This window comes from Streptomyces sp. NPDC047000 (assembly GCF_040644295.1).
Taxonomy (GTDB): domain Bacteria; phylum Actinomycetota; class Actinomycetes; order Streptomycetales; family Streptomycetaceae; genus Streptomyces.
Genome location: NZ_JBEYWE010000015.1, coordinates 41,826 through 63,922, shown reverse-complemented (window position 1 = coordinate 63,922; position 22,097 = coordinate 41,826). Strand labels below are relative to the sequence as shown.

Genomic DNA, 22,097 nt, shown 5'->3' with positions numbered 1-22,097 from the left:
TTTTCGTGCGTAACACCGCCAAGATCACCACCGCCGTCCTCGCCGCCGGAGCCCTCACCCTGGCGCTCTCCGCCTGCGGCTCGGACAAGGGCTCGTCCTCCTCCGGCTCCGCCGACTACAGCGGCCCGCTCGTCGTCGCCGCCAGCCCCGTCCCGCACGCCGAGATCCTCGACTACATCAAGCAGCATCTCGCGAAGAAGGCCGGACTCGACCTGGAGGTCAAGGAGTTCCAGGACTACATCGTCCCGAACACCGCGACCGAGGACGGCTCGGTGGACGCCAACTACTTCCAGACCAAGCCCTACCTCGACGACTTCAACAGCAAGCGCGGCACCCACATCGTGCCCGTCGTCACCGTGCACCTCGAGCCGCTGGGCCTCTACTCCCACAAGGTCAAGAGCGCCGACGCGCTCAAGAGCGGTGCGACCGTCGCGGTCCCCAACGACGCCTCCAACGAGGCCCGCGCGCTGAAGCTGCTCGCCGACAACGGACTCATCACCCTCAAGTCCGGCGCCGGCACCGAGGCCACCCCGCAGGACATCACCAAGAACCCCAAGAACCTGAAGTTCAAGGAGGTCGAGGCCGCCCAGACCGCGCGCTCCCTCGACGACGTGGACGCCGCCGTCGTCAACGGCAACTACGCGATCTCCGCGAACCTCAAGCCCGCCAAGGACGCCCTCGTCCTGGAATCCGCGAAGAACAACCCCTACGGCAACTTCCTCGCCGTCAAGAAGGGCAACGAGAAGGACCCGCGGGTGAAGAAGCTCGCCAAGCTCCTCACCTCGCCCGAGGTCAAGAAGTTCATCGAGGACAAGTACCAGGGCTCGGTCATCCCGGCCTTCTGAGATCCGCGCCTCGCCCGACACCCGCATGCCGCCACGCACGGGGTCCGCTCCCTCACCCCGAGTGGGCCCCGTCGTGCCGTTCAGTGGTTTCATGCTGCATGCTGGGCAGTTCGCAGGCCCCCAGGATTTCCGAAGGTTACGGAGCGGCGCATGACGAGCACCTTCCCCGACATCTCCATCAGCACGGAGCGGTTGGTGCTTCGTCACCTCGACGAGGACGACGTGCGCGCGCTGTCCGAGATGATGAACGACGAGCAGGTCGGGGCCTGGACCGACCTGCCCCAGCCGTTCACCGAGGACCACGCCCGCGCCTGGATCACCGAGCAGGCCCCGGCCGAACGGGCCGCGGGCCGCGGACTCGACCTCGCCGTCGCGGAGTTCCTCACCCAGCGCCTCGTCGGAGTCGTCCGGCTGGCCAGGACCAACTGGCGCGTCCGGGCCACCGAACTGGCGTGTGTCATCGCCCCCTGGGCGCGCGGCGAGGGCTACGCCTCCGAAGCCGCCCTCGCCACCGCCCAATGGCTCTTCGGCGCCCAGCGGTTCGAACGCGTCGAGCTGCGCACCGCCGCCGACAACGCCGCCGCCCAGCAGGTCGCCCAGAAGATCGGCTGCATCAGCGAGGGCGTCCTGCGCAACGCCTGCATAGCGCGGGTCCGCACCGACGACGGCACCTGGTCCGACATCCGCACCGACTACATCGTCTGGAGCCTGCTGCCCGAGGACATCGAGGGCGCGGGACAGCTCACCGACCCCGACGGCTTCATGTCGTACGCCGACTGGAACTGAGGCCCCCGCGGGACCTGTCACGGCGCAGGTCACGGGACCTGTCCCGGACGCGCGCACCGGCCCCTTCCGTCGGACTGTTCCGGACACGTCCCGAACCGCCCCGTCGCCGCATTCGCCCCGGTCGACCGGGTACGCTCACGGAGTCCGCCTCCGACGCGGGCCGCCCCCCCACGACCCGCGCGACACCCTGGAGACTGACGACGATGGCCGACCGGGTCACGGTGATCGGCTGGGACGGCTCGCCGCTGAACGGCGCGGCACGCGCCGCCCTCGGCGCCGCCACCCTGGTCGCGGGCGCCCTCCACCACCTGGCGCTCCCCGAGGTGCCGCCCACCGCCGAACGCATCCGGCTGGGCAGCCTCGCCCTCGCAGCCCGCGCCGTCGCCGCCCACCGCGGCACCGCGGTCGTGCTCGCCGACGGCGACCCCGGCTTCTTCGGCGTCGTACGGGCCCTGCGCGCACCCGAGTTCGGCCTCGAGGTCGAGGTCGTCCCCGCCGTCTCCTCCGTCGCCGCCGCCTTCGCCCGCGCCGGAATGCCCTGGGACGACGCCCAGGTGGTCGTCGCCCACCGGCGCACCCTGCGCCGCGCGGTGAACGTGTGCCGCGCCCACTCCAAGGTCGCCGTCCTCACCTCGCCCGGCGCCGGACCCGCCGAACTCGGCCTGCTCCTCGACGGCGTGCACCGCACCTTCGTCATCTGCGAGGAACTCGGCACCGAGCGCGAGCGTGTCACCGTCGTCACCTCCGACAAGGCCCCCGACCACAGCTGGCGCGACCCCAACGTCGTCATCGTCATCGGCGGCACGGGCGGCACCGGCGGCGGCCCCACCGGGCCGGGGGAGGGCGCCTGGATCAACGGGCGCGACCCGGGCGCCGGACCGCGCGGCTGGACCCAGCCCGCCGAGGCCTACGGCGCCCCGCTCGGCGAGGGCGAGACGGAACCGCTGCGTGCCGCCCAACTGGCCCGGCTCGGACCGCGTGTCGGGGACCTGGTGTGGGACATCGGCTGCGGCAGCGGCGCGTTCGCCACCGAGGCCGCGCGCAGCGGCGCCGCCGTCATCGCCGTCGACCGGGACCCCGAGGCGTGCGCCCGCGCCGAGGCGGCGGCCCGCCGCTTCGGCGTCCAGCTCCACGTCGTGCACGGCAGCGCGCCGCACGTCCTGGAGAACCTGCCCGAACCGGACGTCGTACGGATCGGCGGCGGAGGCGCGGCGGTGGTCTCCGCCGTCGCCGACCGGCGCCCGCAGCGGGTCGTCACCCGTGCCGCCACCCGCGACGAGGCCGAACTCGTCGGGCGGGACCTGACCGAGCGCGGCTACCGGGTCGCGTGCTCGCTCCTCCAGTCCGTGGAGCTCGACACCCGCGCCTGGACGGAGAAGGAACGCAGTGTCGCCTTCCTGCTCAGCGGTGAACTGGTGCGCCGCGAACCGACTCGATGAGCACGCCGTCCGGATGGCGGATGCTTCTTCCGGATTGCGCCCCCGTGATCCTGTTGTCGTACTGCGCGCGGTAGGCTGGCCGATCGTTGCACCGCTCGTGCGGCCCGGAAATTCGTTCGTCAATGTCCGGAAAACACGCCCCTTTTGGGGGGAGCAGTGGTACGGCGGAACCGGAGGACGCGCAATGTGGCGAGGTCCGCGGCGGGCTGTGGCGCAGTCCACAACGGGCTGTCGCGGATCGAGGTGTCACGACGGCCGGGTGGCCACGAGAATGCCTCCGAATGGCTTTGTCGCCTTTTGGCGGCGGGTCGTTCGTGCCGCCGGGCACACCCGCTCGTTCTTCTCCACGGGACGGTCGGTGCGCCGTTCCCGGTAGCAGGTCGTAGAAGCACTAAACCGATGGGCGAGGGGTACGCATGACGGACACCGGCCAGGTCCCGGGCGACGGGCAGCCGGAGAGCGCGGGCATGGTGGAACAGCCGGGCGTCCCCCCGCTCGGCTACACCTACCTCTCCGAGACGACCGCCGAGGACGAAGACCTCCTGCTGCCGGGTGCCCAGAGCGCGTGGGGCAACGAGGTGGCGCCGCCCGCCCCGGAACCGGTGGTGGAGACCGTCGTGGAGCCCCTCCACGAACCGGGTGCGCACGAGGCCGGCGGCCGTGACACCGGCTCCGTCGACCTCGGTGCCGTCCGCAACGCCGGCCCGGTGCCCCTCGTACCGTCCGCCGGCCCGCGCCGCCCGCTGCATCTGGGGCCGCCGATGCCCAGCACCTCCGCCAGCCCGGTCCGTTCCCTCGCCGACCGCGGTCCGGCGGGGGCACCCGCCCGGCACCGGGCGCCCGCGGCCGGGACCTCCCCGGCCGGACCCGAGTACCTGGACGCCTCCCGCACCGGAACACCGCCGGGTGCGGTGCCCCAGGGCACGGTGCCGTGGGGGGCTCCCGCGGGAGGGGCGCACGGGACCCATGCGGCGCCCGCGCCCGCCGCCGGGGGCCACGCCGGACCCAGCGTCTCCGCCGTGCCGACGGTCCCGTCCGTCCCCTCGGCCGTCTCCGCCGCCCCGGTGGCTCCGGCCGCCCCCGCGGTCCCCGTTCCGTCCGTCGCCCCGGCGGTCGCCGCTCCGGCCGCCCCTGTGGTGGCCGGGCCCGTGGTGGCCGGGATCCCGGTGCCCGAGGTGGCCCAAGCCCAGGCCCAGGCCCCGGCTGCGACTCCGGCTCCCGCTATGGCCGAGGCTACGGTTCCGGTGGAGGACGTGAGACAGGCGGACGCCGGGATGCACGCGGAGCCCGGCGTGCCCGAGCCCGGTGTGCCCGACCGGGACGTGACGCAGAGCGGCGAAGCGGTCGGGCCGGGCACCGGACCGGTGCCCGAGACGGTCCCCGGCCCTCCCGACGGGTCCGGCGCCGCCGAGGGGACGGGCGGCCGGTTCCAGGACCCCGCCCGGCCCGACGGCGGCCACGGCGCCCCCCTCGCGGAAGTGACGTACGACAGCGGTGCGCAGGCGGCGCAGGGCACCGTGAGCGGGCCCGCGCCCGCGCCGGTGCCGTCCGGTGACCAGGGGACGGGAAGCGTGCCGATGACTCCGGGCCCGGACCCGGTGCCGGTGGGGCCGGACGGCATGGTGAGCGCCGGGTCCCTGTTCGTTCCCGAGGCCGTTCCCGCGCCCGTGCCCGTGTCCGGTTCCGGTGACGTCCTTCCGGATGCCCCGGTCCCGCAGCCGGCCGACGGTGCGGAGAGCGGGCAGGTCCACGAGGCCGCCCCCGTTCAGCAGGCCCCCGGGGAACCCGCCCCGGCGGCCGGGACGACGTATCTCTACGAGACGGCGCTCCCCGTCGCCCCCGGTCAGGACCCCGAGCCCGTGCCGGTGGCCTCGGCTGCCGTGGCGGAGACGGTGGAGGAAGAGGCCCCGGCGGCCCCGGAGTCCGTGCCGCCGGCCGAGGCGGTCCAGGCGGCGGAGGCGTACGCCCAGGCCGTCCCGGAGGCGGTCCCCGCCGCGCCGGAGCAGCAGTTCGCCCCCTCCGCCGGGGAAGCCCCCGGACCCGTGGCGGACCCCCAGCTCCCGGCCGGGGACCCCGCCGCGCAGACGGCCGTCGCCGATCCCCAGCTCGCGGTGGCGTCCCCCGACCCCGACCCCGCGCCCGGGTTCGCGGCCGTTCCCGCCGCCGGACCGGCCGTACCGGCAGAGCGGGCGGTCGAACCGGTGACGGAGCCGGTGGCGGAGACGCCGGCCGGGCAGGACCCGGAGCAGCCGGCCGCCGCCGGGACGCCGCTTCCCGGAGGCGTGCCGCTGGAGCCCCGGCCGGACCAGCCGCTGGGCGAGTTCGTCCCGGTCGAAGGCATCGTGCCGACCACCCCGCACCTCGCACCGACCCCGCCGCACCCGATCGTGCTGCCGGTGGACGGGCCGCAGATCCCGGAACCCACCGGAGCCGCCGCACCCGAACCCGCCACGACGGCCGGCCCCGTCCCCATCGTCCCGGCGCCGCGAGCCGATGCCGATGCCGTGGCCGTGGCGCACGAGGACGACGCGGCGGTTCCGGCCCCCGGGCCGCAGGAGCCGGAGTCAGCCGACGCGCAGGGAGCGCCGGCCGAGGCGGGCGAACCGGCCGAGCCGGGCGTCGAGACCCAGGCCGGCCCCGGGGCGCCGCCCGTGCCGGAGCCGGAGACGCACCGCTCCACCGGACCGGCCGCGCCCGCCTACGACGAGGCCGAGCGCGAGGCCGTGCTCAAGGTCATGCGGGAGCGCCGCGACATCCGCAACGGCTTCCGCAGCGACCCCATCCCGCACGAGGTGCTGCTCCGCGTCCTGGAGGCGGCCCACACGGCGCCCTCGGTCGGCCACTCGCAGCCCTGGGACTTCGTCGTCATCCGCTCCGCCGAGACCCGCCGGAGCATGCACGAACTGGCCGAGCGCCAGCGCGACGCGTACGCGAAGTCGCTGCCGAAGGGCCGGGCCAAGCAGTTCAAGGAACTGAAGATCGAGGCCATCCTCGACACCCCGGTGAACATCGTCGTCACCGCCGACCCGACCCGCGGCGGCCGTCACACCCTGGGCCGCCACACACAGCCGCAGATGGCGCCGTACTCGGCCGCGCTCGCCGTGGAGAACCTGTGGCTCGCCGCCCGCGCGGAGGGCCTCGGGGTCGGCTGGGTCAGTTTCTTCGACGAGCGCGAGATGGTCCGGGCCCTCGGCCTGCCCGAGCATCTGGAGGTCATCGCCTACCTGTGCGTGGGCTACGTCGACGAGTTCCCCGACGAGCCCGAGCTGATGCAGGCGGGCTGGTCCAAGCGCCGCCCGCTGTCGTGGGTGGTGCACGAGGAGACGTACGGCCGCCGCGCCCTGCCCGGCGAGGACCCGCACGACCTGCTCGCCGAGACGGTCGCCGGGATCCGCCCGCTGGACGCCAAGGCGCTCGGCGAGGCGTGGGAGCGGCAGAAGCGCATGACCAAGCCGGCCGGGGCGCTCGGGATGCTGGAGATCATCTCCGCCCAGCTGTCCGGTCTGTCCCGGCAGTGCCCGCCGCCGATCCCGGAGCCCGCGGCGGTCGCGGTCTTCGCGGGCGACCACGGGGTGCACGCGCAGGGCGTCACGCCCTGGCCGCAGGAGGTCACCGCGCAGATGGTGGCCAACTTCCTCGGCGGGGGAGCGGTCTGCAACGCCTTCGCGAGCCAGGTGGGCGCCGAGGTGTGCGTCATCGACGTGGGCGTGGCCGCCGAACTGCCCGCCACACCGGGGCTGCTGCCCCGCAAGGTGCGGGCGGGGACGTCGGACATGACGACCGGCCCGGCGATGACCCGCGAGGAGGCCAAACTGGCCATCGAGGTCGGCATCGAGACCGCGCGGGACCTGGTGGCCGCGGGCAACAAGGCGCTGCTCACCGGTGAGATGGGCATCGCCAACACCACGGCGTCCGCCGCGCTGATCGCCGTCTACACCGGCGCCGACGCCACCGAGGTCACCGGGCGGGGCACCGGCATCAACGACGAGACCCTGGCCCGCAAGACCGAGGTGGTGCGGCGCGCCATCGAACTGCACCAGCCGGACCCGGCGGACCCCATCGGCGTCCTCGCGGCGGTCGGCGGCTTCGAGCACGCGGCGCTGGTCGGGCTGCTGCTCGGCGGCGCGTCGCTGCGTACGCCGGTGATCCTCGACGGCGTGAGCGCGGGCGCCGCCGCGCTGGTGGCCCGCGCGATCGCCCCGGAGGTCCTGGCGGCCTGCATCGCGGGCCACCGCAGCGCCGAACCGGGCCACGTGGCCGCCCTCAACAAACTGGGCCTGCGTCCCCTGGTCGACCTGGACCTCCGCCTGGGCGAGGGCACCGGCGCCCTGCTGGCCCTCCCGCTGGTCCAGAGCACGGCCCGCGCGATGCACGAGGTGGCCACGTTCGACTCGGCGGGAGTGACGGAGAAGTAGCCCGCCGCGGCCGGAAGGACGCGGGAGCAGGAGGGGGCGGTGCGGGGCCGGCGGCTTGGTCCGCCCCCGCCGCCCCTTCCCGTTCCCGTCCCTGGGGGCTCCGCCCCCAGACCCCTCTCTCCGGCCGGGTGCTCCCCTGAAGACGGGGGGACTACGGTCTCTTGAAGGGGCCTTGAAGGGCGAGGGGAGCCGGGATCTCTTGAGGGGCGCGGGGAACCGCGCGAAAAACCACGTCGGCGCCGCACTCACCGATCCCGCCACCCCGGGGCCCATCGGCCCACCCCGGACACCCCTGCCGTCCACCCGGCATGCCCGAGTAAAATTCCCACGTCGGAATCAGCACGTCAGCAACCCTGCAAAGCCGCAGAGGCAATCGCACCCGCCCCCCCCCACGAGGAGCCGCACCTCCATGGCCGAACATCCCGCCTACCCCGTGGGTCTCCGTCTCTCCGGTCGCCGGGTGGTCGTCGTCGGAGGCGGTCAGGTCGCCCAGCGCCGTCTTCCGGCGCTGGTCGCGGCGGGAGCCGACGTACTGCTGGTGTCCCCGCAGGCCACACCGTCCGTGGAGGCCATGGCGGACGCCGGTGAGATCGGCTGGGAGCGGCGTCCGTACGCCGGGGGCGACCTCGCCGACGCCTGGTACGCGCTGATCGCCACCTCCGACCCCGCCGCCAACGCCGCCGCCTCCGCCGAGGCCGAGCAGCGCCGCGTGTGGTGCGTCCGCGCCGACGACGCCGACGCCGCCACCGCGTGGACCCCGGCGACCGGGCACAGCGAGGGTGTCACCGTCGCCGTCCTCACCACCGAGGCCGCCGGCCGTGACCCCCGGCGCACCGCCGCGATCCGGGACGCGGTCGTCGAGGGGCTGCGGGACGGCACCCTGGTCGCGCCCCACCACCGCACCCGCACCCCGGGCGTGGCGCTGGTCGGCGGCGGCCCCGGCGACCCCGACCTGATCACCGTCCGCGGCCGCCGGCTGCTGGCCGAGGCCGACGTCGTCATCGCCGACCGCCTCGGCCCGCGCGACCTGCTCGCCGAACTGCCCCCGCACGTCGAGGTGATCGACGCGGCGAAGATCCCGTACGGCCGCTACATGGCCCAGGAGGCCATCAACGACGCTCTCGTCGAGCACGCCAAGCAGGGCAAGTCGGTGGTACGGCTCAAGGGCGGCGACCCCTACGTCTTCGGCCGCGGGATGGAGGAACTGCAGGCGCTGGCCGCGGAGGGCATCCCCTGCACGGTCGTCCCCGGCATCTCCAGCTCGATCTCGGTGCCCGGCGCGGCGGGCATCCCCGTCACCCACCGGGGTGTCGCGCACGAGTTCACCGTGGTCAGCGGGCATGTCGCCCCCGACGACGAGCGGTCCCTCGTCGACTGGGCGTCCCTCGCCAAACTGACCGGCACCCTCGTGATCCTCATGGGCGTCGACAAGATAGGCAAGATCGCCGCGACCCTCGTGGCGCACGGCAAGTCTCCCGACACCCCCGTCGCCCTCGTCCAGGAGGGCACCACGGCCGCCCAGCGCCGGGTCGACGCCACCCTCGCCACGGTCGCCGACACCGTCGTCGCCCAGGACGTACGTCCCCCGGCGGTCATCGTCGTCGGCGAGGTCGTCACCGTGGGCCCGCCGCCCGCACCGTAACCGCCGGTAACACAATCCGTTCCCAGCCGTTGGCACCGTACTCACTTCAAGGCAGTATCACCCTGTGGCCGATCTCATCACCGTGGAGAACCCCGACGACCCGCGTCTGCGCGACTACACGGGCCTGACCGACGTGGAGCTGCGGCGCAAGCGCGAGCCCGCCGAGGGACTGTTCATCGCCGAGGGCGAGAAGGTCATCAGACGGGCCAAGGAAGCCGGTTACGAGATGCGCTCGATGCTGCTCTCGGCCAAGTGGATCGACGTCATGCGCGACGTCATCGACGAACTGCCCGCCCCGGTCTACGCGGTCAGCCCGGAACTCGCCGAACAGGTCACCGGCTACCACGTGCACCGCGGCGCCCTCGCCTCGATGCAGCGCAAGCCGCTCCCGACGGCCGACGTACTCCTCGCCGGGAACGCCCGCCGGATCGTCGTCATGGAAGCCGTCAACGACCACACCAACATCGGCGCGATCTTCCGCTCCGCCGCCGCGCTCGGCATGGACGCCGTCCTGCTCTCGCCCGACTGCGCCGACCCGCTCTACCGGCGCAGCGTCAAGGTCTCCATGGGCGCGGTCTTCTCCGTCCCGTACGCCCGGCTCGACCGCTGGCCCCGGGGCCTGGAGTCGGTCCGCGAGGCCGGGTTCGCCCTCCTCGCCCTCACCCCGGACGAGAAGGCCAGGTCCCTCGACGAGGCGGCCCCGCACACCATGGACAGGGTGGCCCTGATGCTCGGTGCCGAGGGCGACGGCCTCTCCACCCAGGCCCTGGTCGCCGCCGACGAATGGGTCCGTATCCCGATGTCCCACGGCGTGGACTCCCTCAACGTGGGCGCGGCTGCCGCGGTCGCCTTCTACGCGGTGGCCACGGGACGCCCGCGCGCCTGAGCCGCGCCGCCGTCCGCACGCCTGCCCGGCGGATCCTGCCCGGCACACGGCGTCCGTCACACGCCCGGACAGACGCGTCCCGCCGGTCCGGTCCCGCCCCGGCCCGATCCGCCCGGCAGGCGCTACGGCAGTCCCGGCGCCGAACCCGGGAGGGTGCCCTCCGCCAGGGTCCGCGGCTGCTCCTGGCGCTGTGGCGCACGGTCGTCACCGAGGCCGCGCGACGGACCCGAACACCCCTGGGCGACGGCGATGCCCAGCGCCACCAGCAGCGTCACCACCACGAACACCACCAGCCGCTGCCGCAGCAGCCGGGGGTTGGCGGGCCGCAGCCCGGTCCCGGTGCCGCGCGGGCGCCCGGCGCCGCTGCGCGGAGCCGGACGGCCGCCGTTGCCTCCGCGCGTGCCGTTGCCGCCGCCCCCTCGCCTGCCGCCGGCGCTGCCAGGGGCATTGCCGCTGCCACGCGGTACCGGGTTCGGCCGTGAGCCACCCGGCCGGGACGGCACCGCACCGGACCCCTGCGATCCGCCCCGGGACGGGACACCGCCCCGCGGCACCGGGTTCCCGCGCGAGGACGGCGACGCCGTACCGCCGCCCCGCGAGGACGACGGCGTGCCGCCCCGCGAGGACGGCCCGGCGCCCTGCGGACGGCGCTGGGCGCGCTGGGTCTCCGGACAGGTGTCGACGAGCCGGCCGGTGGGGCGGTCCGCCTCCGCCGAGCGCGGCGCCGGCGGCCGTACCTCGGCGAAGTCCTGCGCCTCCCGGGCGGCGATCTCCTTCAGCCGCAGCGACAGCTGGAGCGTGCTGGGCCGTTCCTCGGGGTGCTTCGCCAGACACGCGGCGACCAGCGGGGCCAGCGCGTCCGGCACCCCGTACAGCTGCGCCTCCTCGTGCACCACGCGGTACAGCATCACCTCGGAACTGCCGTGCCCGAAGGGCGAGTCGCCCGAGCACGCGTAGGCGAGGGTGGCGCCGAGGGCGAACACGTCCGTCGCCGGGGTGACGGCGGCACCGCGCACCTGCTCGGGCGCCAGGAACCCGGGCGAGCCGACCGCCGTGCCGACGTGCGTGAGCGTCGAGGCGCCGGTGGCCCAGGCGATGCCGAAGTCGATGATCCGCGGCCCCTTGGGGGACAACAGGATGTTGGAGGGCTTCAGGTCCCGGTGCACGACCCCCGCCTCGTGCACCGCGACCAGCCCCTCCGACAGGGCGGCCCCGATCGCGGCGACCTCGGCCGCGGGCAGCGAGCCCTCGTCGTTGACCTTGTCGTGCAGCGAGGGACCGGGTACGTACTGCGTGGCGAACCACGGCCGGTCCGCCTCCAGGTCCGCGGCGACGAGCCGCGCCGTGCAGCCGCCGCGGATCCGCCGGGCCGCCGAGACCTCGCGCGCGAACCGCGACCGGAACTCCTGGTCCTCGGCCAGGTCGGGCCGGATCACCTTCAGCGCGACCCGCTGCCCCTTCTTGTCGGAGCCCAGATAGACGACACCCATACCGCCCGCACCGAGCCGTCTGTGCAGCCTGAACGAGCCGACGACGCGCGGGTCCTCGCGCCTCAGGCGCATCATCGCCATGTTCATCCCCGCTGCCCGGTCCGTGTGACGTGCCACAGCTTACGTTTCCACGGCCGCCCGCGGGCAGAGGCCGCGCCCTCTTGTCCGGATCGATTGTCAGTGCCGGGTGGGAGACTTGAAGAGTGGTCAGCACGTGTGCGTCCGGGCGGGTCTTGACCTGTCCGCCATTTCAACCGGCTGACGCGAAAGGGGGATTGGACCCGTGAAGGGTGACCGCGTGGAGATTGTCGTGGACGCCGGCGACACGACGCGTACCTACGAGGTGGTGGCGAGCCGGGCGGGCCGCCGGGTGGAGACGGCCGTGCGCCGGGGGGTGGTGGAAGTGAGTGAAGTCACCCGCAGCGGCACGGTCGTGCGGACCGCGCGCTTCATGGCGAACCGGGTACTGGCCCTGGTGGAGCAGCCCGTGCCCCGGGAGGACAGCTCGGAAAAGCAGGGACACACGGGGCAGCGCCTACGGGAAGACCCCGAGACCCGGGACCGCGTCTCCACCCAGGGGAGTACGGGCCGGGGGACGGCTCATCCTCCGGGAGAACCGTCAATGGGTACGAAGGCATGACGACCCGCGTGCGCCCGGCGCCTAGATTTGAGGTCAAGCGGCGGGTGCAGCACTCGTCCCCCGAGGTCAGACACCCGCCGCTGCAGACGACACCCGGCAACCGGGAAATCCGGGACAACCGAGAAACGGTCAGGAGAGGGACCATGGCCCACACGGCACCGCGGGCACTGCTCCGCCCCCAGGGACGCACCGCGTTCCGCCCCAGCCGTCAGGGCCGCCGCCACCCCCTGGTGGCGACACTGATGGCCCTTCCCCTGGCGGTCCTGCTCCTCGTCGTCTTCGACGGCTGGGAGACAGTGGCCACACAGGCGTCGTCCGTGGGTGTGATGCTGGGGCGCTGAGCGGCGACCCCAGGCCCGGAAGAGCGGTCCGGGCGGGGACATCCATCCATGAAACCCCGTGGGGACGGGGGTGCGGCGGACGGCAAAAATGCCGGCGCAGCTGGGGAGCTGCGCCGGCATTGCCATGCCCCGGCCGCCACCGGACGCCTCCCGGCCGGTGCCGCGTGTCCCGGCCGTCAGGGATGCCCGAAGGCGGTCGCGGATGTCCCGGCCGTCACCTTGTGTCCGGGCCCGGCGGCCGTGCTGCGACCCGGCGGCTCAGTGGTTCTGCCCCCGGCCCGGTGGCCGTACGGAGCGCGGGCCCTCCGGGCATCGCCGTAAGCTCCCGCAGAGTGCCGCCGTACCCAGGGAGACCCATGACCGCAGACCTGCTGCCCGGGCTCGGTGAGCGGGCCAGGGCAGCCGCCCACCCGCGGTCCGCGGCCTGCGTCTCCTGCGCCGCGACCGTCACCCTCGCCGACCGGCCAGACGCCACCGTCGTCCGGCACGCCGGTGCCGTCGCCAAGGCCCACGCCCCCCGCACCGACCCCGCCGAGCTGACCCTGCGTCTGACCGTCGCCGCACGCCTCGGGCAGATACTGCTCGCCCCCCTCGGCACCGCCCCGGCCGTCCTGGGCGACCGGCTCGTGACCCTGTGGCCGTACGGCAGCCCCGTCGACCCCGACGACCCGGACGCCGCCCCCTGGGAGGACGCGGCCCGGCTCCTCGCCCGGTTGCACCGCAGCCCCGTGACCACCGCGCTACCGCCGATGCGCGGCCCGGCGAAGGCCGCCCGGGCGGTGGCCAGGCTCCGCGCCGCGGGCCCGCACCCGGCCACCGCGCCCGTGCTGCGCGCCTGGGCAGCCCTGCCCGGCTGGGCCCGGGCCGAGGCGCCCATGCCGGGTCCCGCCGTCCTCTGCCACGGTGACCTGCACCTCGGCCAACTGGTGCGCCACCCCGCCCCGGACGGCCCGTGGCGGCTCATCGACGTCGACGACCTCGGCACCGGCCCCGCCGCCTGGGACCTCGCCCGCCCCGCCGCCTGGTACGCCTGCGGACTGCTGCCGCCCGGCGAGTGGACCCGCTTCCTGACCGCCTACCGCGCCGCCGGCGGTCCCGCCGTACCCGCGGACGGCGATCCGTGGCCCGCCCTGGACGTGGCGGCCCGCGCCCTCACCGTGCAGACCGCCGCCCTGGCCGTCGTCAGAGCGGTCGCGGCGGGGCGGGCGCCGGACGAGGTGGAGCGGTGCGTGATCGACGCCTGTGACCGGATGGGGGCTCATCCGCCCCGGCCCGGCGGCGTTTTCCCCGAGTAGGGTGCAACCGACCACGGGTCGGACGGAGTCTGTCCCGGGGGAACGAGCTGCGGAGAACGAAGCCGCACCGAACGGCGAGGAGTTGAGCCGACCATGCAGTGTCCGAAGTGCCATGCGCCGATGCAGACCTACAACCGCAACGGCATCCAGATCGAGCAGTGCAGCGGCTGCCGCGGCATCTTCCTGGACTACGGCGAGCTCGAGGCGCTGACGCGTCTGGAGTCCCAGTGGTCCCAGCCCGCCCCGCCGCCGCAGGCCTACCCGGCGGCCCCGCCGGCCCCCGTCTGGGGCGCCCCGCACGGCGGCCACTACGGCGGACACGGCGGCCACCACCGCCACAAGAGCTTCGGGCACATGCTGTTCTCCAGCTGAGCCGGCCGAACCCCGGACGGACCGTACGACGAGAACCCCCGGCCGGACGGCCGGGGGTTCTCGGTGGGTGGACGATACTGGGATTGAACCAGTGACCTCTTCCGTGTCAGGGAAGCGCTCTCCCGCTGAGCTAATCGTCCTTGTCGCTGCGGTGACCCGACCGTCCGGCACTCGCGTGCCACGGCCTGGCCGTACTGCGTGCGCGATACTGGGATTGAACCAGTGACCTCTTCCGTGTCAGGGAAGCGCTCTCCCGCTGAGCTAATCGCGCGGGTGCCCCAGGGGCCGGATCCTCGCAGGCCGGAACCCCGTGGACCAGTGGACGATACTGGGATTGAACCAGTGACCTCTTCCGTGTCAGGGAAGCGCTCTCCCGCTGAGCTAATCGTCCTTGGAGGTGGAGACGGGATTTGAACCCGTGTAGACGGCTTTGCAGGCCGTTGCCTCGCCTCTCGGCCACTCCACCAGGAGTGCGGGGGAGCAGAATCCCCCCGCTTCCTTCGAGCGGACGACGAGGCTCGAACTCGCGACCTCAACCTTGGCAAGGTTGCGCTCTACCAACTGAGCTACGTCCGCCTGTCGGCACGGTCCGCTGAAGCGTCCCGGCGACGTGTTGAACTCTAGCGGATTCCCGGGCCAGCACAAAAACGCGTTTGTGCAGCGTGCTGCGCCCGGCCCGCCGGATGCCGTGACCCGGGGCACCCGCGGGACGCGGCGCCGTCACCCGGACGACACCCGTCCTAGACTCGGCACCGTGCCCCACCTGCCGCCTCTCGCCCGTTTCGGCGACCGCGTCGCCACCGGCCTCCTCGATGTCACCGGTGATCCCGCGGCGCTCGACTCCACCGGATTCTGGGCGGTCTGCGCGGATTTCGAGGGCGGCCTGACCTGTGCCCGCTTCCGGGACGTACGGCGGGAGCCCGTGCCCGCCCCGGTCCCCGGCGCCTGGCGCGGTCCCGCACCCGGCGACTGGACGTCGTCCCTCGACCACGCCGCCTACCTCACGGGCGTACGGCGCGTCCGTGAGCACATCGCGGCCGGTGACGTCTACCAGGCCAACCTCTGCCGCGTCCTGTCCGCACCCGTGGGCCCCGGCGCCGACGTGGACGCGCTCACCGCGCTGCTGGCCCGCGGCAACCCGGCGCCGTACGCGGGAACGGTCCGGCTGCCCGCACACGGAGTGGAGGTCGCCACCGCCTCCCCCGAACTCTTCCTCCGCCGCGCGGGCCGTGCCGTCGAGTCCGGCCCGATCAAGGGCACCGGGCACACCGAGGCGGACCTCCTGCCCAAGGACCACGCCGAGAACGTCATGATCGTGGACCTGGTCCGCAACGACATCGGGCGCGTCTGCGTCCCCGGCAGCGTCACCGTGCCCGACCTGTGCGCCGTGGAGAAACACCCCGGCCTGGTCCATCTGGTGTCGACGGTGCGCGGCGAACTGCGGCCCGGCGCGGGCTGGCCGGAGCTGCTGGCCGCCGCCTTCCCGCCCGGCTCGGTCACCGGCGCCCCCAAGTCGAGCGCCCTGCGGATCATCACCGCCCTGGAGACCGCACCGCGCGGGCCCTACTGCGGCGCCGTCGGCTGGGTGGACGCCGACCGGGGAACCGGCGAGCTCGCCGTCGGCATCCGCACCTTCTGGACCGACCGCGCCGCCGGCCGGCTCAGGTTCGGCACCGGAGCCGGGATCACCTGGGGATCGGACCCCGAGCGGGAGTGGCGGGAGACCGAACTGAAGGCGTCCCGGCTGCTCGCGATAGCGTCGGGGACGTACGAGGCCGAAGAAGGGACCCTCACGTGAAGATATGGCTCGACGGTGGGCTGCGGGACATCGACTCCGCCCGGGTCTCCGTCTTCGACCACGGACTGACCGTGGGCGACGGCGTCTTCGAGACGGTGAAGGCGATGCACGGCAACACGTTCGCCCTCACCCGTCACCTGGACCGGCTCACCGGCTCCGCGCGCGGGCTCGGCCTGCCCGACCCGGACCTCGACGAGGTGCGCCGCGCCTGCGCCGCCGTCCTCGACGCCAACCCCGCCGCGCTGGGCCGGCTGCGCATCACCTACACCGGCGGCCACGGCCCGCTCGGCTCCGACCGCGGCGACCACGGTCCGACCCTCGTGGTCGCCCTCGGCGAGGCCGGCCGCCGCCCCGACAGCACGGCCGTCGTCACCGTCCCGTGGGTGCGCAACGAGCGCGGCGCCGTCACCGGCCTCAAGACCACGTCCTACGCCGAGAACGTCGTCGCCCTCGCCCGCGCGCACCGGGAAGGGGCCTCCGAGGCACTGTTCGCCAACACCGTGGGGCAGCTCTGCGAGGGCACCGGGTCCAACGTCTTCGTCGTCCTCGACGGCGAGATCCACACCCCGCCGCTCGCCTCCGGCTGCCTCGCCGGGATCACCCGCGCACTGACCCTGGAGTGGACGGGGGCCCGGGAGACCGATCTGCCGCTGGACGTCCTGGAACGCGCGGACGAGATCTTCCTGACCTCCACCCTGCGCGACATCCAGGCCGTGCACCGGACCGACGGCCGCGAACTGCCCGCCGCGCCCGGGCCGGTGACGGCCAAGGCGATGAGCGTCTTCGACGAGCGGTCCGGGCAGGACCTCGACCCGTAGACCACGGTGCGCGGCCACGGAAAGCCACGCCTGCCGATGCCGGACCGCGACAACGGCAGGCAGGGCCCCTTCGCCGCCGGAGGCCGCCCTGCCGGGGCCGGACCGGGACGGGGCGCACGCCGCCCCGCCGCCCCGGTGCCGCCGTCACGGGGCCGGACCGCCGTCACCCGGTCTCGGCTCCGTCGCGAGGGTGCCCTGCCGTCGCCGGACCCCGGCACCTCGCGGGCGCCGCGGGCGCGGCGTCCGGCGCCCGGGTCGGGGCCGGACCGCCGTCCGCCGCCGGATCCGGCTCCGGGGAAACCGGATGACGGGCGGCCCGGCGGCGGGTAGAACACCCTTGATGACGACGACCCTGCGGCCCGTCGAGCCGCTCCAGGACCATGCGGACGGGACGCGCTCGCGCCGGTACCGGGTGTGCGTGAACGGCCGCCCCGTCGGCGGGCTCGTGGTGTCCACACACCCCCACTACGGCCCCGCCGTGGCCCGTTTCGCCGACCTGCACATCGACGAGCCGGACCGCGGACGCGGCCGGGGCACCGTGGCCGTGCTCGCGGCCGAGGAGATCGCCCGCGGCTGGGGCTGCGGGCGCGCCGAGGTGTCCGTGCCCGGCGACTCCGCCGCCGCGCTCCGGCTCGCCACGGCACTGGGGTACGCGGTGCGCAGCCGGAACCTCACCAAGCGGCTGACCGGCACCCCGGCCCCGCTGCCGCCCGGCAGCGCCGTACGGCCCATGACGGAGGCCGAGTTCGGCCCCTGGCGGGCGGAGGTGGGGGAGCGGTACACGCGCGGTCTGACCTCCTCGGGGGTGCCCGAGTCGCAGGCGGACGCCCGATGGGACGCGAGCCGGAAGGCTCTCCTGCCCGACGGGCTCGCCACCGAGGACGCCCGTGTCAGCGTGCTGGAGCACGGGGGAAGCCCCGTCGGCATGCTGTGGCTCGGGCTGTGGGCGAGGACCGCGTTCGTCCTCGACGTCGCGACCCGGCCGGAGCACCGGGGCAGGGGACACGGCCGCACCCTGATGCTGCTGGCCGAGGCACAGGCCGCGGAGGCCGGCCGCGAGCACATCGGCCTCAACGTCTTCGCCGGGAACGTCCCGGCCGAACGGCTCTACGCCTCACTGGGGTACGAGACGGAGGCGTACCACCTCCACAAGTTCCTGTAGGCCCCTGGCCGACCGGGCAGCCGTCCGGAGACGCCGGGGGCGGCGGGGGACGCCGGGGCGGCGAACCGTCACGTCCGCTCGGCCGCCAGCAGCCGGTCCGCGATCTCCGTGATGCGCTCGCGCAGCCCTTCCTGGCTCTCGCCGCCGTCCAGACGCTCCCCGCCGATGACATACGTCGGTGTGCCGGTCACCCCGATCGCCTTGCCCTCGGCCTGATCCGCGTCGACGATCAGGATGTGCCGTCCGTCGATCAGGGCCGTGTCGAACTCCTCGGCGTCCAGGCCCAGTTCACGGGCCACCTCGACCAGGAAGGACTCGCCCCGGCGGTCCAGCTCCGCCACCCGGCCGAGCACCGCCGCCACGTACTCCCAGCCCCTGCCCTGCTCCAGAGCCTCCTCGGCGGCCTGCGCGGCGGCGAAGGCGTGCCGGTGCTTCTCCAGCGGGAAGTGCCGCAGCCGCACCTCCAGGCGGTCGCCGTAACGGTCGCGCAGGGCGTGCAGGTCGGCCAGGGCGCTGCGGCAGTCCGGGCACTGGAGTTCGCACCACACGTCCAGGACGGCCACGGGGGACGGTGCGGTGGAGGCTGCGGGGGAGTCGTTCATGGCCGCCAGTCTTCCAGGCCGGAGCGGGCACGGCCTCATCAGGGACGACGCCGGTCACCCGGCACCCGGTGCCCCGGGTGGGGACGACCCCGAGACGACCCCGAGATGTCCCTGATCTCGGGCCGGACGATGGCATCGGAGCGACCGGTCGGTGCAGGATGGAAGAGACGAACCGCCGCTGCCCAGACCTGCCGGGAGGACCGGATGATTGCCGAGACCGTGTGTTCCGCCGTGTCCGCGGCCGGCCTGGGTGTCGCGGTGGTCACGGCGTACCGCAAGCGATTCCTCGCGGCCGCCCGGATCGCCGCCTACTCCCTGATCCCGATCGGCCTGGTGATGACCGGTGTGGTCGGCTGGCTGGCCGACACCGCGTTCAGTCCCGTCGCCTGGGCGGGCTTCGGGGTGCTCGGCGGTGCCTGGGTCCTGTTCGCCACCACGCGCGCGGTGGAGCGCCGCCGCGGCGGCACCCGCCAGGAGCGCAGATCCGCGCGCGCCGGTGAGCAGCGCGGTGCGGTCGCTCCGGCCTCTTCCGTGCCCTCGCTCGGTCCTGCCGCCCGGCGGACCGGCCGCCCGGCAGCCGCACCGCCGACCGGTGCCGGGGACGACTTCAGCGACATCGAGGCCATCCTCAAGAAGCACGGCATATGACGGTCGGGCACGGCCGGTGAAGATCGCGTGACACCCGTGGGCGGGTCTGCCGACGTGATCCACTGAAACGACACAGAACGTCGTCACCGCGCACGAAGTGTTCACCACTCGTCGGCGAATGATCCAGACATGATCCGGACATTGCGGAATTCTGCGAACTCCCTCGCATATCGGGCGTGTTGATCGCGGAGGGGGTCTCGGCTGGTCCATCATCGCGGCGAGATGCTGGACATGGAACAGAGCGAGGCCGCGCCGCCGAAGGACGAGCCCCGCGGGTGCCTCTTCGCCCTCTCCCAGCCACCGCTGATGATCTTCCTGGCGGTGATCGGGAGCCTGCTCCTCATGGCTGCGCTGCACGACCTGCTGTTGCTGTGAGCCGTACACGTCAGCCCCGGCGTACCCGCCGGGCTGACGTCGGCATCGGGACCCGGCCCGCTCCGGGCGAGGGCTCGGATCCGGCCCTTTTCCGGTTTGTCTCCGGGACGTGGGTCAGCCCGCCGCTTCCTTGCGCCGTGCGCGGTAGGCGGCGACATGCAGTCGGTTTCCGCAGGTGCGGCTGTCGCAGTACCGCCGGGAGCGGTTGCGGGACAGGTCGACGAAGGCGTGCCGGCAGTCGGGGGCCTCGCAGCGCCGCAGACGTTCCTGCTCCCCGGCCACGACGAAGAAGGCCAGCGCCATCCCGCAGTCCGCGGCGAGGTGGTCGGCGACGGACGCGCCCGGCGCGAAGTAGTGCACATGCCAGTCGTAGTCGTCGTGGTCCGTCAGATGCGGGGTGGTGCCCGCGGCGGCGACGAGTTCGTTGATCAGCCCGGCCGCCGTCCGCGGGTCCGGGGCGGCGAAGACCGCGGCGAACCGGCCGCGCACCTTGCGGACCGCCGAGAGGTCGAACTCGGACAGCACTCCGACGTCGCTGATGTCGTGTCTGCGCAGGAAGACCTCGAGGGCCGCGACATCCGCGAGGCCGTCCGGCGCCGAGGTGTCCTCCGGCGCGGTGTTCACCAGATCCACCACAGCGTCGAGCGCGCACCGGGTGTCATGGGTGATCAGCACGTTTCGCTCCCAGGCATGGGGGGTCGGGCAGGCCGCCCGCCGATGCTGGCCGATGGTAGTGCTTTCCGGGCCGACACCGCCCCGACCGCAAGGGTTCCGGTGCCGTTCGGCATCGTGCGCGAAGGTTTCCGGCGGCACACGCACCTTCCGGCGGCACGCGCACCTCCGGGCGGCACGCGAACCGGCGCCGCCCAGGGGGCGGCGCCGGATTGCGTACCGTATGCGATTGTCCTGGCCCGAGCCGTCTCCCCGAGTCGACGGCACCGGGCAGCTTCGAGGTGTCCTCGACCTAGCTCTCCGCCAGGATGTGCGTCAGCTCCTGGTCGAGATCGAAGTGCCGGTGCTCCGTACCGGGCGGCACGGCGGCATCCGTACGCTTCAGGAAGGACTCCAGGGCCCGTGCCGGGGCCTCCAGCAGGGCCTCGCCCTCCGGGGAGCTCAGGGCGATGCACACGACGCCCTGACCGTGGCTGCGGGACGGCCAGACGCGGACGTCGCCGGTGCCCGTCGGACGGTGAAGCCCCTCGGCGAGAAGGTCGCGGGCGAACACCCACTCGACGGTCTCCTCGGCTCCGGTGTGGAAGGTGGCATGCACGGCGTAAGGGTCGGCCGTGTCGTACCGCAGGCCTGCGGGGACAGGCAGGGATGACTCGCTCGACACAACGAGGCGCAGGTGCAGCTCGCAGCTGACCGTGGTGTTCATAAGCGCCAGGGCCTTTCGCTCAGTGTGCGCTCGGGGATTCGCACGTCGGCGAAATCGACATGCCACCTACAGTGCCGTTGTAAACCCCTCTGAGTGTTTTGCCTGTCTTTACGTAACTCTTCCGGCCGACGACCCCTGTGGGGAGGTACGACCATTCCGGTGACCGGTTTCGTTACGGTAAAGTTTGGCCGTATGAATACGGGGAGTGACAGGTCTGCCGGTGCGGCCGTGGCGCCGGACGAGACGCGGGCCGGGAGGGCGCGTCAGGGCCGCTCGGAGCGGCGGCTGGGCTCGCGGGCACCGCACTTCGTGAGGTCCCGCCGGATGCTGCACCTGAGCTGGCAGGTCGGCGTCTTCGTGGTCGGTCTCGCCGTCGTGGGCCTCGGGGTCGTCCTGCTGCCGCTGCCGGGTCCGGGCTGGGTGGTGATCTTCGCCGGCATCGGGATCTGGGCGACCGAGTTCGTCTGGGCGCAGCTGGTCCTGCGCTGGACGAAACGCAAGGTCACCGAGGCGGCGCAGAAGGCCCTCGACCCCAGGGTGCGGCGGCGCAATCTGATCCTGACGTCCGTCGGCCTGCTGATCGCGGGCGGCCTGGCGGGGATCTACCTGTGGAAGTTCGGTTTCGTGATGCCCTGGACCGTCGGGGACCAGTGAGGTCCCGCCCCCGCCGTGCGTGCGGAGGCACCCGGTGACATGGGGTAATGTACGTTCTGCACCGGGGCGATTAGCTCAGTGGGAGAGCGCTTCGTTCACACCGAAGAGGTCACTGGTTCGAACCCAGTATCGCCCACCCGGAACAACGGCCCGCCGGCCATCGAGACGGCGGGCCGTTGTCATGCCCGCCCGCGCCCCGCCGGACCCGCGCCTCACCCCGCCCCGCCGGACCCGCGCCTGACCCTGCCGCGCCGTGCCCGCCCCACGTCCTGTCCGCGGGCCGTACCCTGCCGTACCCGTCCCGCGCCCCCGCGGTGCGCCCTGCCGCCCGTCCCGCGTCCCGCCCGTGGCACGTCCTGCCGCGCTCCTCCCACGTCCCTCCGCGGTGCGCCCCGCGGTGCCCGTCCCGTGCCGCCGCCCGCCCGCGCCGCATCCCTCCCGCCGGGGTCGTGCCAGGGCCGTCCCGCAGCGCCGCGTCAGCCGCGCCAGGGCCCGTCGGCGGGCGTCCCGC

The 22,097-nt window shown here is 73.9% G+C and carries 20 protein-coding genes and 6 tRNA genes; 17 read left to right on the top strand and 9 right to left on the bottom strand.

Annotated elements, in window-relative coordinates; translation table 11 throughout:
- The first annotated feature begins 5 nt into the window (after positions 1–5).
- From ABZ862_RS23135 to ABZ862_RS23110, 6 genes are all read left to right on the top strand, one after another.
- Complete coding sequence (locus ABZ862_RS23135; protein ID WP_360960950.1) at positions 6–845, top strand: MetQ/NlpA family ABC transporter substrate-binding protein; 840 nt, start codon at positions 6–8, stop codon at positions 843–845.
- A gap of 150 nt (positions 846–995) precedes the next feature.
- The gene (locus ABZ862_RS23130) at positions 996–1,631 is read left to right on the top strand and encodes a GNAT family N-acetyltransferase (RefSeq protein WP_360960949.1); all 636 of its coding nucleotides are present in this window, start codon (positions 996–998) and stop codon (positions 1,629–1,631) included.
- A gap of 203 nt (positions 1,632–1,834) precedes the next feature.
- Positions 1,835–3,070 (top strand): precorrin-6y C5,15-methyltransferase (decarboxylating) subunit CbiE, encoded by a 1,236-nt coding sequence (gene cbiE / locus ABZ862_RS23125; protein WP_360960947.1) that lies wholly within the window; start codon positions 1,835–1,837, stop codon positions 3,068–3,070.
- Between the two features lie 416 nt (positions 3,071–3,486).
- On the top strand, positions 3,487–7,485 hold the full coding sequence (gene cobT / locus ABZ862_RS23120; protein WP_360960945.1) for a nicotinate-nucleotide--dimethylbenzimidazole phosphoribosyltransferase: 3,999 nt from the start codon (positions 3,487–3,489) through the stop codon (positions 7,483–7,485).
- 409 nt (positions 7,486–7,894) lie between these two features.
- On the top strand, positions 7,895–9,127 hold the full coding sequence (gene cobA, locus ABZ862_RS23115) for a uroporphyrinogen-III C-methyltransferase (RefSeq protein ID WP_360960943.1): 1,233 nt from the start codon (positions 7,895–7,897) through the stop codon (positions 9,125–9,127).
- A gap of 64 nt (positions 9,128–9,191) precedes the next feature.
- A complete protein-coding gene (locus tag ABZ862_RS23110) occupies positions 9,192–10,013 on the top strand; it encodes an RNA methyltransferase (protein WP_360960941.1) in 822 nt (273 codons plus the stop codon).
- Between the two features lie 122 nt (positions 10,014–10,135).
- On the opposite strand, the gene ABZ862_RS23105 is transcribed toward ABZ862_RS23110, so the two are convergent.
- The gene (locus tag ABZ862_RS23105; RefSeq protein ID WP_360961169.1) at positions 10,136–11,590 is read right to left on the bottom strand and encodes a protein kinase; all 1,455 of its coding nucleotides are present in this window, start codon (positions 11,588–11,590) and stop codon (positions 10,136–10,138) included.
- A gap of 196 nt (positions 11,591–11,786) precedes the next feature.
- Between ABZ862_RS23105 and ABZ862_RS23100 the strand changes: the two genes are divergently transcribed.
- The 4 genes from ABZ862_RS23100 to ABZ862_RS23085 all read left to right on the top strand — a co-directional run bounded on the left by ABZ862_RS23100 (position 11,787) and on the right by ABZ862_RS23085 (position 14,151).
- Positions 11,787–12,143, top strand: coding sequence for a hypothetical protein (locus ABZ862_RS23100; protein WP_360960940.1), 357 nt, complete (start codon positions 11,787–11,789; stop codon positions 12,141–12,143).
- 143 nt (positions 12,144–12,286) lie between these two features.
- A complete protein-coding gene (locus ABZ862_RS23095; RefSeq protein ID WP_360960938.1) occupies positions 12,287–12,484 on the top strand; it encodes a hypothetical protein in 198 nt (65 codons plus the stop codon).
- A gap of 356 nt (positions 12,485–12,840) precedes the next feature.
- Positions 12,841–13,779: an aminoglycoside phosphotransferase family protein gene (locus tag ABZ862_RS23090; RefSeq protein ID WP_360960937.1), complete on the top strand. Its 939-nt coding sequence runs from the start codon at positions 12,841–12,843 to the stop codon at positions 13,777–13,779.
- A gap of 93 nt (positions 13,780–13,872) precedes the next feature.
- Positions 13,873–14,151 carry a zf-TFIIB domain-containing protein gene (locus ABZ862_RS23085; protein WP_360960935.1) on the top strand — a complete coding sequence of 93 codons (279 nt, stop codon included), beginning with the start codon at positions 13,873–13,875 and terminating at the stop codon, positions 14,149–14,151.
- A gap of 68 nt (positions 14,152–14,219) precedes the next feature.
- On the opposite strand, the gene ABZ862_RS23080 is transcribed toward ABZ862_RS23085, so the two are convergent.
- The 5 genes from ABZ862_RS23080 to ABZ862_RS23060 all read right to left on the bottom strand — a co-directional run bounded on the left by ABZ862_RS23080 (position 14,220) and on the right by ABZ862_RS23060 (position 14,727).
- Positions 14,220–14,291 (bottom strand) — tRNA-Val (locus ABZ862_RS23080).
- Positions 14,292–14,350: 59 nt separating this feature from the next.
- A tRNA-Val gene (locus tag ABZ862_RS23075) sits at positions 14,351–14,422 on the bottom strand.
- A 48-nt stretch (positions 14,423–14,470) separates the two neighbouring features.
- Positions 14,471–14,542 (bottom strand) — tRNA-Val (locus ABZ862_RS23070).
- Position 14,543: 1 nt separating this feature from the next.
- Positions 14,544–14,617: transfer RNA gene (locus tag ABZ862_RS23065), tRNA-Cys, on the bottom strand.
- A gap of 37 nt (positions 14,618–14,654) precedes the next feature.
- Positions 14,655–14,727 (bottom strand) — tRNA-Gly (locus ABZ862_RS23060).
- Between the two features lie 178 nt (positions 14,728–14,905).
- On the opposite strand from ABZ862_RS23060, the gene ABZ862_RS23055 reads away from it, so the two are divergent.
- The 3 genes from ABZ862_RS23055 (at position 14,906) to ABZ862_RS23045 (ending at position 17,929) form a co-directional block, all read left to right on the top strand.
- On the top strand, positions 14,906–15,949 hold the full coding sequence (locus tag ABZ862_RS23055; RefSeq protein ID WP_360960933.1) for a chorismate-binding protein: 1,044 nt from the start codon (positions 14,906–14,908) through the stop codon (positions 15,947–15,949).
- Positions 15,946–16,767 carry an aminodeoxychorismate lyase gene (locus tag ABZ862_RS23050; protein WP_360960931.1) on the top strand — a complete coding sequence of 274 codons (822 nt, stop codon included), beginning with the start codon at positions 15,946–15,948 and terminating at the stop codon, positions 16,765–16,767. Before ABZ862_RS23055 ends, ABZ862_RS23050 begins: the two co-directional genes overlap by 4 nt.
- Positions 16,768–17,107: 340 nt before the next feature.
- Positions 17,108–17,929 carry a GNAT family N-acetyltransferase gene (locus ABZ862_RS23045; RefSeq protein WP_360960929.1) on the top strand — a complete coding sequence of 274 codons (822 nt, stop codon included), beginning with the start codon at positions 17,108–17,110 and terminating at the stop codon, positions 17,927–17,929.
- A gap of 68 nt (positions 17,930–17,997) precedes the next feature.
- On the opposite strand, the gene ABZ862_RS23040 is transcribed toward ABZ862_RS23045, so the two are convergent.
- A complete protein-coding gene (locus ABZ862_RS23040; protein WP_360960927.1) occupies positions 17,998–18,531 on the bottom strand; it encodes a DsbA family protein in 534 nt (177 codons plus the stop codon).
- Positions 18,532–18,735: 204 nt separating this feature from the next.
- Here ABZ862_RS23040 and ABZ862_RS23035 point away from each other — a divergent pair, with 204 nt between their 5' ends.
- Both ABZ862_RS23035 and ABZ862_RS23030 read left to right on the top strand, forming a co-directional pair.
- Positions 18,736–19,179: a hypothetical protein gene (locus ABZ862_RS23035; protein WP_360960925.1), complete on the top strand. Its 444-nt coding sequence runs from the start codon at positions 18,736–18,738 to the stop codon at positions 19,177–19,179.
- A 231-nt stretch (positions 19,180–19,410) separates the two neighbouring features.
- Positions 19,411–19,554, top strand: coding sequence for a hypothetical protein (locus ABZ862_RS23030; RefSeq protein ID WP_360961209.1), 144 nt, complete (start codon positions 19,411–19,413; stop codon positions 19,552–19,554).
- Positions 19,555–19,668: 114 nt separating this feature from the next.
- Here the strand turns inward: ABZ862_RS23030 and ABZ862_RS23025 are convergent, their stop codons facing one another.
- Together ABZ862_RS23025 and ABZ862_RS23020 are read right to left on the bottom strand one after the other, a co-directional pair.
- Positions 19,669–20,229 (bottom strand): CGNR zinc finger domain-containing protein, encoded by a 561-nt coding sequence (locus tag ABZ862_RS23025; protein WP_360960923.1) that lies wholly within the window; start codon positions 20,227–20,229, stop codon positions 19,669–19,671.
- A 289-nt stretch (positions 20,230–20,518) separates the two neighbouring features.
- Positions 20,519–20,932, bottom strand: coding sequence for an SsgA family sporulation/cell division regulator (locus ABZ862_RS23020; RefSeq protein ID WP_360960921.1), 414 nt, complete (start codon positions 20,930–20,932; stop codon positions 20,519–20,521).
- Positions 20,933–21,124: 192 nt separating this feature from the next.
- Here ABZ862_RS23020 and ABZ862_RS23015 point away from each other — a divergent pair, with 192 nt between their 5' ends.
- Together ABZ862_RS23015 and ABZ862_RS23010 are read left to right on the top strand one after the other, a co-directional pair.
- Positions 21,125–21,586: a TIGR02611 family protein gene (locus ABZ862_RS23015; protein WP_360960919.1), complete on the top strand. Its 462-nt coding sequence runs from the start codon at positions 21,125–21,127 to the stop codon at positions 21,584–21,586.
- A gap of 64 nt (positions 21,587–21,650) precedes the next feature.
- Positions 21,651–21,722, top strand: a tRNA-Val gene (locus tag ABZ862_RS23010).
- Positions 21,723–22,097: the final 375 nt, after the last annotated feature.

Excerpts from the sequence above, each read along its gene's own strand:
- ABZ862_RS23030 (WP_360961209.1), top strand. The coding sequence starts at position 19,411 with ATGGAACAGAGCGAGGCCGCGCCGCCGAAGGACGAGCCCCGCGGGTGC.
- ABZ862_RS23015 (WP_360960919.1), top strand. The coding sequence starts at position 21,125 with ATGAATACGGGGAGTGACAGGTCTGCCGGTGCGGCCGTGGCGCCGGAC.
- cobT (WP_360960945.1), top strand. The coding sequence starts at position 3,487 with ATGACGGACACCGGCCAGGTCCCGGGCGACGGGCAGCCGGAGAGCGCG.
- cbiE (WP_360960947.1), top strand. The coding sequence starts at position 1,835 with ATGGCCGACCGGGTCACGGTGATCGGCTGGGACGGCTCGCCGCTGAAC.
- ABZ862_RS23105 (WP_360961169.1), bottom strand. The coding sequence starts at position 11,590 with ATGAACATGGCGATGATGCGCCTGAGGCGCGAGGACCCGCGCGTCGTC.
- ABZ862_RS23085 (WP_360960935.1), top strand. The coding sequence starts at position 13,873 with ATGCAGTGTCCGAAGTGCCATGCGCCGATGCAGACCTACAACCGCAAC.
- ABZ862_RS23090 (WP_360960937.1), top strand. The coding sequence starts at position 12,841 with ATGACCGCAGACCTGCTGCCCGGGCTCGGTGAGCGGGCCAGGGCAGCC.
- ABZ862_RS23020 (WP_360960921.1), bottom strand. The coding sequence starts at position 20,932 with ATGAACACCACGGTCAGCTGCGAGCTGCACCTGCGCCTCGTTGTGTCG.
- ABZ862_RS23045 (WP_360960929.1), top strand. The coding sequence starts at position 17,108 with ATGACGACGACCCTGCGGCCCGTCGAGCCGCTCCAGGACCATGCGGAC.
- ABZ862_RS23095 (WP_360960938.1), top strand. The coding sequence starts at position 12,287 with ATGGCCCACACGGCACCGCGGGCACTGCTCCGCCCCCAGGGACGCACC.
- ABZ862_RS23035 (WP_360960925.1), top strand. The coding sequence starts at position 18,736 with ATGATTGCCGAGACCGTGTGTTCCGCCGTGTCCGCGGCCGGCCTGGGT.
- ABZ862_RS23130 (WP_360960949.1), top strand. The coding sequence starts at position 996 with ATGACGAGCACCTTCCCCGACATCTCCATCAGCACGGAGCGGTTGGTG.
- ABZ862_RS23040 (WP_360960927.1), bottom strand. The coding sequence starts at position 18,531 with ATGAACGACTCCCCCGCAGCCTCCACCGCACCGTCCCCCGTGGCCGTC.
- cobA (WP_360960943.1), top strand. The coding sequence starts at position 7,895 with ATGGCCGAACATCCCGCCTACCCCGTGGGTCTCCGTCTCTCCGGTCGC.